Genomic DNA, 615 nt, shown 5'->3' with positions numbered 1-615 from the left:
GCCGACCAACTGGTCGAGCAGCGGATCGAGCGGGTCACCGTCGAGTCGACCTCGGACTACTGGCGGGGGTTCTTCTACCTGCTGGAAGCACGCGGCCTGGACGTGATGCTGGTCAACGCCCGCGAGGTGAAGAACGTCCCGGGCCGGCCCAAGACCGACAAGCTCGACGCGGTCTGGCTGGCCAAGCTCACCGAGCGGGGCATGCTGCGGCCCTCGTTCGTGCCACCGGCCGAGATCCGGGTGCTGCGCGACTACACCCGGCTGCGCACCGACCTGACCGTCGAGCGGACCCGGCACTGGTCCCGGCTGGAGAAGCTGCTCGAAGACGCTCTGATCAAGATCACCACCGTGGCGAGTCGGATCGACGGGGTCTCGGTGCGGGAGATGATCGAGGCGCTGATCGCCGGGGAACGCGACCCCCGGGTGCTGGCCGCATTCGCCCGCGGCCGGATGCGGATGAAGCACGCCGCCCTGGTCGAAGCGCTCACCGGGCGCTTCGATGACCACCACGGCGAACTGGCCCGGATGCTGCTGGACCAGATCGACGCGCTCAACGCCCAGATCGACCGGCTCACCACCCGCATCGACGAATTGATCGAGGCGATCCCGGCCGCC

Annotated in this window: 1 protein-coding gene; it reads left to right on the top strand. The window is 68.9% G+C overall.

Annotation, left to right across the window (positions count from 1 at the left end):
- A partial coding sequence (locus ACK586_RS25655) for an IS110 family transposase (RefSeq protein ID WP_409333330.1) occupies positions 1-615 on the top strand: 615 nt, incomplete at both ends.

The sequence above is a fragment of the Trujillonella humicola genome (assembly GCF_046233715.1).
Classification (GTDB): domain Bacteria; phylum Actinomycetota; class Actinomycetes; order Mycobacteriales; family Geodermatophilaceae; genus Trujillonella; species Trujillonella humicola.
Note: the sequence above shows the minus strand (reverse complement) of the source record. Positions and strands in the feature narration are given on the sequence as shown.